Annotated in this window: 7 protein-coding genes; 5 read left to right on the top strand and 2 right to left on the bottom strand. The window is 48.5% G+C overall.

The window, feature by feature from the left end; translation table 11 throughout:
* Both IQ270_RS25925 and IQ270_RS25930 read left to right on the top strand, forming a co-directional pair.
* Positions 1-3,825: Calx-beta domain-containing protein (locus tag IQ270_RS25925; RefSeq protein ID WP_305076228.1), on the top strand; the 3,825-nt coding region annotated here is incomplete at its 5' end.
* A 264-nt stretch (positions 3,826-4,089) separates the two neighbouring features.
* Positions 4,090-4,260, top strand: coding sequence for a hypothetical protein (locus tag IQ270_RS25930; protein ID WP_193976041.1), 171 nt, complete (start codon positions 4,090-4,092; stop codon positions 4,258-4,260).
* On the opposite strand, the gene IQ270_RS25935 is transcribed toward IQ270_RS25930, so the two are convergent.
* Positions 4,247-5,182, bottom strand: coding sequence for a glycosyltransferase family 2 protein (locus IQ270_RS25935; RefSeq protein ID WP_339384336.1), 936 nt, complete (start codon positions 5,180-5,182; stop codon positions 4,247-4,249). The two genes, IQ270_RS25930 and IQ270_RS25935, sit on opposite strands and share 14 nt — an antisense overlap.
* Here IQ270_RS25935 and IQ270_RS32430 point away from each other — a divergent pair.
* Positions 5,091-5,306, top strand: coding sequence for a hypothetical protein (locus IQ270_RS32430; RefSeq protein ID WP_339384337.1), 216 nt, complete (start codon positions 5,091-5,093; stop codon positions 5,304-5,306). The genes IQ270_RS25935 and IQ270_RS32430 overlap by 92 nt on opposite strands.
* 1 nt (position 5,307) lies before the next feature.
* Here the strand turns inward: IQ270_RS32430 and IQ270_RS25940 are convergent, their stop codons facing one another.
* Positions 5,308-6,279, bottom strand: coding sequence for a glycosyltransferase family 2 protein (locus IQ270_RS25940; protein WP_193976043.1), 972 nt, complete (start codon positions 6,277-6,279; stop codon positions 5,308-5,310).
* Between the two features lie 573 nt (positions 6,280-6,852).
* Here IQ270_RS25940 and cobU point away from each other — a divergent pair.
* Positions 6,853-7,425 carry a bifunctional adenosylcobinamide kinase/adenosylcobinamide-phosphate guanylyltransferase gene (gene cobU / locus IQ270_RS25945; protein WP_193976044.1) on the top strand — a complete coding sequence of 191 codons (573 nt, stop codon included), beginning with the start codon at positions 6,853-6,855 and terminating at the stop codon, positions 7,423-7,425.
* A 405-nt stretch (positions 7,426-7,830) separates the two neighbouring features.
* Positions 7,831-8,253, top strand: coding sequence for a hypothetical protein (locus IQ270_RS25950; protein WP_193976045.1), 423 nt, complete (start codon positions 7,831-7,833; stop codon positions 8,251-8,253).
* Positions 8,254-8,257 lie beyond the last annotated feature (4 nt).

An 8,257-nucleotide genomic window follows, 5' to 3' on the forward strand; every position in this document is an offset into this window, starting at 1 on the left:
ATTCCCACCGGACAAACCACAGGAACAGTCACATTTACGGTTGTCGATGATGTTTTAATTGAAGGCAGCGAAACAGCAACTTTAACTATCAGCAATCCTTCGGCGGGGATAGTGTTGGGAACAAACATCACTCAAAATATTGCGATTACCGATAACGACTTCCCGAACGTCAACCTCTCAGTTAGCAGTAACGCAGGCACCGAAGCCGGAACCACCGCCATCACCGTCACCGCTACCGCATCCCAAGCAGTTACAGGCCCTCAAACCGTTGACCTTGGCGTCACAGGAACAAATATCACCGCCGGCGACTACAACCTCAGCGGTACAACCATCACCATTCCCACCGGACAAACCACAGGAACAGTCACATTTACGGTTGTCGATGATGTTTTAATTGAAGGCAACGAAACCGCAACTTTAGCTATCAGCAATCCTTCGGCTGGGATAGTGTTGGGAACAAACACCACTCAAAGTATTGCGATTACCGACAACGACTTCCCCAACGTCAACCTCTCAGTTACCCCGACTATCGGCACCGAAGCCGGAACAACCAGCATCACCATCACCGCTACTACCAACGCACCCGTAGCCGGCAACCAAACCGTTAACCTCGCCTTAGCAGGAACAGCGACTGCCGCGGATTTCACCGGCACCATTCCCACCCAAATTACCATCGCCAATGGCACAAACAGCGGACAAGTCACCTTCACCATTGCCGATGACCAAATCGCCGAAATTACCGAAACCGCCAACCTCACGATTAGCAATCCATCGGCAGGCATCGTATTAGGAACCACCACCGCAGGTAGTTTCACTATCACCGACAACGACACCGCCGGATTTGACATTCTCCCGATTAGTGGCAATACCAGCGAAACGGGTACCCAAGCCACTTTTGACATCCGCTTAACCAGCCAACCAACAGCAGGTGTCACTATCGGCTTAACCAGCAGCAACACCGCAGAAGGCACAGTTTTACCCGCTAGCCTCACCTTTAATTCAACCAATTGGAACGCTTACCAAACTGTCACCGTTACCGGAGTAGATGATTTAGTAGCTGACGGCGATATTAACTACCAAATTATCACCGCCGCCGACACCACTACCGCTGACACGAACTACAACAATCTCAACCCAGCCGATGTCTCTGTTACCAACACAGACAACGACTCTCCGGGCGTTACCGTCACTCAATCTGTCGGCAGTACGGAAGTAACAGAAGGCGGGAATACGGATACTTATACTGTACAATTGAACACCCTTCCCACAAGCAACGTTCAAATTACCGTAACGGCAGATGCTCAAGCAGAGGTTAGCTTGGATGGAACGACTTTTGCCGCGGCGCAAACTTTAACCTTCACCAATGTTAACGGCATCACTCCGCAAACAGTCACCGTCCGCGCTGTTGATGACACAGTATTGGAAGGTCCCCATACCAGTGTATTAACTCACGCGATTACCAACAGTACAGATCCCAATTATCCAACAACTTTGGCGATCGGGCCTGTGAATGCCCAGATTACGGATAACGAGATTACTTACAGCGTTGTCGGCAGTACCGCTAGCATCACTGAGGGAAATAGTGGCACTCAAACGGTAAGTTTCACCGTTACTCGCACCGGAGAAATCAACCAAAGTAGCAGCATCGATTTTAGCTTTGGGGGAACCGCAACCAACGGTGCAGATTACAACAACACCAATGTTACCGGAACAGGAGTCACGGCTACTGGCAGTACGATTAGTTTTGCGGCCAATGCTAGCATAGCGACTATTGCGGTGGATATTGCGGGCGATCGTATTGTCGAACCTAACGAAACTTTAGCACTAACTCTAAGCAACGCCACAGCGACCGGATCTGCTAATATTATCGGTTCTCCAGTCAGCACTACGATTCAAAATGATGATACTGCGGGAATTTCGGTCAGTCCGACTGCCGGATTAACAACTACCGAAGCGGGTGGAAATGCTACTTTTACGGTAGTTCTAAACAGCCAGCCTACAGCAGATGTGACTGTTGGGATGACTTCCGATAAAACTACTGAAGGGACAATAGATAAACCGAGTTTAACTTTCACACCCGCTAACTGGGATACTCCCCAAACAGTCACGGTTACGGGAGTAGATGACTTAGTAGTAGATGGGACTGTTGCTTACAACATTGTCACTGCTGCTGCTACCAGTACGGATACCAATTACGGCGGTGTTAATGCGGATGATGTCGCAGTTACCAACACTGATAACGACACCAAAGGCATCACCGTCACTCCCACCAGCGGTTTAACCACAACCGAAGCGGGCGGAACAGCTAATTTCACGGTAGTTCTCAATAGCCAGCCTACAGCAGATGTGTCGATCGGATTAACTAGCAGCAACACTGCTGAAGGGACAATAGATAAACCGAGTTTAACTTTCACCTCTGCTAACTGGAATACTCCCCAAACAGTCACCGTCACCGGAGTAGATGACTTAGTAGTAGATGGCAATGTTGCTTACAATATTGTCACTGCTGCTGCTACCAGTACGGATACCAATTACAGCGGTGTTAATGCGGATGATGTCGCAGTTACTAATACTGACAATGACACTGCACCCGTACCCACGCCAACTCCTGCACCCGTACCCACGCCTGCACCCGCACCGACGCCTGCACCCGCACCGACGCCTGCGCCTGCACCCGCACCGACGCCTGCGCCTGCACCCGCACCCACGCCAACTCCTGCACCGACGCCAACTCCTGCACCCGCACCCACGCCAACTCCTGCACCTGCACCGACGCCAACTCCTGCACCCCTACCCACGCCAACGCCTGCACCCCTACCAATACCAATACCTACTCCTGCACCGACACCTACTCCTGCACCCGCACCTGCGCCTGCACCCGTACCCGCACCTGCGCCTGCACCCGCACCGACGCCTGCGCCAAATGACGAGTGCATCTGCGACACAATTGCCTATCCCAACTTAAACCAACCCAATGCAGTTGAAAACACCATACTCGGTATACCAGGCCTTCAAATAGGTACTGCCAAAAATGATGAATTTCTCGGCAGCAACAACGGCAACATATTCGATGCCAAATCTGGCAATGATAACTTATACGGCGGCAACACTCGCGACATATTCAACGGCAATCAAGGCAACGACTTCATCAGCGGCGGTACAGGTGATGACATCTTATTTGGAGATCAAAATAATGACATTATTCTTGGCGACTTGGGCAATGATTTAATCTTTGGAGGTAAAGGCAATGACTCCATAAATGGCCGCGAAGGTGATGATATCGTTTACGGAAATCGAAATGATGATTTCATTGATGGTGGGAAGGGTAATGACACTTTATATGGGGGCAAAGGTGATGACATCATCCTTGGTAGTGACGGAGATGATTACTTGTTGGGAAATCAGGGCTCAGATACCATCTGCGGCGGCGAAGGTAACGATTTTATTAGCGGTAACGAAGGCGCAGATATCTTGGGAGGCTGTGAAGGAAATGATACTCTTTACGGCGGGGAAGATAACGATACTCTCCTGGGCGGAAAAGGTGATGATATTCTTTACGGAGAATTGGGGAATGATAGTTTGATTGGCGGTAGCGGCAATGATATCTTTGTACTAAAATCTGGTCAAGGATTTGATATTATTGCTGATTTTACTGTGGGTCAAGATTCGATCGCACTAAGCGGTGGTTTGAGTTTTGGTCAGTTGGAAATCACTCAAAACGATCGGGGGACAATTATCAAAAATGTCTTGACAGGAGAGGAGTTGGGCATTATGATTGGAGTGAGTGCCAATTCGATTGCACCGGCTAATTTTCTGCTGGTTTAGGGAAGGAAAGGTGAGGCAGGTTTATTTATGCCTTGGCTAGCTTCCAATATTTTTGGTGAAACCCGCCCCTTGTATTTAGAAAGAGGTAGATTGTGATTTAGTGTTGGGTGGGGGCGGGCTTAGGAGATTGTGGGTTTTTGGCAGATATTGTTGGTGAAACCCGCCCCTACAGCTTCAAAAACACTGGCATAACTGATGTTAGATACCGGACTTGTTTGAGTGATTTACTGTTAGGTGAGGGCGGGTTTAGGAGATTGTGGGTTTTTGGCAAACATTGTTGGTAAACCCGCCGCTACAGCTTCAAAAATACTTGCACAACCTAAGTTTGCTGCCCGACTTTTTCAAGAAGTCGGGGAGTTGGGTGTTAGATTTTTTATGGGAATGATTAATTATATAAGAAGTATGTTTGCCGCGCACAATTTTACGGCGATTTAACTTCAGTCTCCTGACTTCTAACTACTGGCGGCGGTAAGAGAGTCTCAGGTTCTGCCACATTCAACTGGCCGCCGCAGCAGCTCAATTCGTAAAGTTTGGCATTAATTTGATACTCGTATTGACTCAATAGCCTTGCATAAATATACCCAGCTTTTCCATCCAAAAAGCCTAATTGAATGAAGTAAAATAAAATAAATCTGAGCATTGGTTTAAAAGGCAGCCTCACCCAAACTTTTTTGAGAAATCGCTTCCGCTGTACGGCATCTCCAAATAAGTTTGCGCCGATAGTACCGCTGTCGCCTTGACCGAGAAGAATATTGTAATAAACGCGAGCTTCCCAATTAGAATAGCGGTTGTGACGCTCGATCCAGTGAAATAAATTTCGGTAATCCTCGTGGATCATATCGTGTTTTAAGTAGCCGACTTGACCGGATAAAATAACGTGTTCGTGAACTTCGTTGTCACCTGTATTGGGGACTGATTCGGTGCCGAGATTTTCGTAACGGCCTTTTTGATGCTTGAACAAACGCAAATTCCAGTCTGGATATCGACCGCCGTAACGCAGCCATTGACCTAAAAAGAAGACTTTGCGGTTGAGGTAGTAGCCTTCAAAATTGGGGTCTTCGATCGCCCTGGCGATTTCGTCCCAAAGTTCCGGGGGAATGCGCTCGTCGCAATCGACAATTAAGACCCATTCGTTGCGAAAGGGCAGGTTGTCCAAAGACCAATTTTTCTTTTTGGGCCAGCGGTTGTTGAAGTAGAATTGCACTATTTTTGCACCGCTGCTGATGGCAATTTCTACCGTGCGATCGCTGCTTTGGGAATCAACCATGAAAACTTCATCCGCCCTGGCAATGCTGGCCAGACACGCGGGTAGATTAAGTTCTTCGTCTTTTGCCGGAATGAGAACTGAAACCGGAATCTTTGATGAACTAGATGTCATAATCGAGTGGTTAAACCTGAATGCGGTCGAGTTGTTGTGGATGAATTGCGATCGGCACGGTGGTAGGGCCGACAAGTTGAGCGGTGAGGGATATTGCTTATAGCCTAATGCCTGCTGGTGGATTTCGGCAGAAAAATCAGGCCGCGGAGGGCTGCACTCAAATAACCGATTTGACCCCAGGCAAAAACGAAATTTTCAAAGCGCACTCCTGGATCTCTAATGTATTTAAAAGACTTCCAGACACCTCTCAATATTCTTTCAGCCCCGCGCCCAAGCTGAGCAATACCGGCTCGATCGGACAATTGTTCCCGATAACACTCGCTGATGCCTTGCCACCACCCGCGCTCTAGAAACCAAGCTTTGTTAAGCCGTTCTGGGGCGACATTGTGCAGCACTAGGGCAGAGGGCAGATAAACCACTTGCCAACCTAACTCTAATGCTAATTCTGTGGCGCGCAATTCTTCATTTGACAGCAACTTTTTACCTACTCTACCGAGTTTGACATCGAAGCCGCCAATTTGTTCGAGAAAAGCGCGCCGGATCGAGTAGTTTACACCCCTGGGAGTCAAACCCGCAGCAGTCACGTACTGGCAAGTATCGCCTAAATCGTATTCTCCCAAGTTTTGGGCCAATCCTGGTGACAGCCATGCGGGTGGGCTGACTCCAGAAGGCCACAGCAAGTTAACTTTGCCACCGGCTACGGCTAGTTTTTGGTTGCTTTGATAAGCGCTGTGCAGTTCCCTGAGCCAATTTGACTCAGCAACAGCGTCGTCGTCGAGATAAGCTAATATTTCGCTGCGAGCTTGCTGGGCGCCGGTGTTCCGGGCGATTGACAGACCGACTTCGGGTTCCCAGACGTACTTGAGGCGCCGATCGCCCAGTCGGGCTTCTACTACCTCGCGGGTGCGCGAAGTCGGGCTTTCGGGACTGGCATAATCGCTAGAAGCGTTATCCACTACTACTACTTCAAAATTGTCGGGAAAATCCTGTAGCAGCAAGCTGTCGATCGCCCCTGCTAAATAGGCCGCGCGATTATGGGTGCAAATTATTGCTGATATCTGAGGACGATCTGGCATAAATATAGCCTTTCGAGCGTAACATGAGGTGCTAGGAGTGGGCATAGGGCTCCTTGGGCATAGGGCATAGGCAGGAGTGGAAGTATCCGGCATACCTCACAAAGCTTGAGAACCGCTATAACAGCTTTGGAAATATTGGGGTGATCGATCGACAGATTCGGATCTTGTCTCATCAATGGTATTATCGCTTAAAAAGCATTTAGCCCTTGGCAGTTTAAATCATAATCGGTAATTGCTAATCGGTAATTGCTAATCGGTAATTGCTAATTGTGTTTAATCCTTTGTGTGTGACCGAGCCCAAAAACGGATAGAACTAATCTATGGTGTGTCAGAAGCATAAAATTTTTGTGACTTTCCTCAGAATCTCAAAACTGACCAATAATTTCTTGATGGTACCCGCCACGTGATTTATCTGTCGAATCAATCCTTGCATCCCAAATCTCAAATAGAATGACGCACGCCCGGAATAGATCCGGCCCCTAAATGAGACTTTTGGCGATCGCCCGCGAATGACTAAACTGAGGCACCCTACTGTTGACTGACGGATGGCCTCGGACTGCTGACTAATAACTAATGACTCACTCAGAACCAAGGGCATTGAGACAATTAATTTTAGTAACTGGGCCGGCCCGAAGCGGCAAAAGTGAATGGGCTGAAACTCGAGCTGCAGGTTCGGGAAAACAAGTAATCTATGTGGCTACAGGCCTGGTTGATGAAACAGATTTGGAGTGGATGCGCCGCCTCGAACAGCACCGAAATCGCCGTCTAGTTGATTGGGAAACTCTCGAAGTGCCGATCGAATTACCGGCCGTTGTGCGAAAGGCATCGCCCTCTGATTGCTTGTTAATTGATTCGGTGGGAACTTGGACGGCGAATCTTTTGGAACAAGAAGCGCAGGTTTGGGCTAATGTCCAGCAAGATTTGCTTGGCGCTTTGAAGTCAACCGCAGCCGATGTAATTTTAGTAGGAGAAGAAACCGGATGGGGCGTTGTGCCTGCTTATCCGGCGGGGCGGCTGTTTCGCGATCGCCTCGGCACTCTTGTCCGCCAAATCGGGGCGATCGCCAATTCTGTTTATCTCATCACCGGAGGTTACGCCTTAAATCTGAGCGCCTTGGGTACGCCGCTGCCGCCAGCAAACAATTAACAGCCCGATCGCCCGATCAAAAAAATCAAAAAATCCCCTTTGCCTGTGGCAAATTATAGCTTATTTTCAGCTATAATTTTAACTGATATTGCAAACTCAACAACAAAAATCACCTACAGCTTTGAACGTAGTCCATCAACCAACCCGCACAACAATCAGATACGCGAAACAGCCAACATTTGAAGGCAGAATCGGCGCTCGAACTTCTACAGTGCGAACTCTTCAATAGGATGCCTTGTGCAAGCGCGTGGGAGCGAGTACAGCACTAAAAAAAATGCTTTTTACCAAGCCCCAGATGCTCCCATTTGAAAAAATGTCAAATATAAAATGTTTAAAGAGACAAGAGTACAAAATTCAATTTTCCAGCCTAAAATTATCAATTAGTCGCAGGATAGACTAAAACTTATGGCATCAAATAGTGAAGTAAGAAAATATATTGCTTACTGGTTTCAGCTAGGCAAAAAAGTATTAATTCGCAAAGGTTCCGAAGCGCTGCTGCCCAAATCGGTAATTGCGGGCGATCGCTACAGTAACGAATTTGAAGAGTGCTGGCAAAAAATCATCTCCCCCGACAGCGGAGACTGCTACCTACAAGGCACAAACGAAACAATTGCCCAACTGCTGACACCAGCATGGGAAATCAGTCCCTGCGCCCGCTGCGCCATGCCCGTAGTGTTCGCCAAAAATGCCATGCCACCCGAGTCGTGTCCCTGTAACGACTTACCGAACTGGCCCGATACCGAAATGCCCCAACCTCGATCGCCCGTCAGCACAAAAGTGCAACTTTCAGGCATTCGCGATCGGCTGCTGAGAACTGGCGGGGAGTAAAGAG

The sequence above is a fragment of the Microcoleus sp. LEGE 07076 genome, from assembly GCF_015207455.1.
Taxonomy (GTDB): domain Bacteria; phylum Cyanobacteriota; class Cyanobacteriia; order Cyanobacteriales; family Microcoleaceae; genus Microcoleus.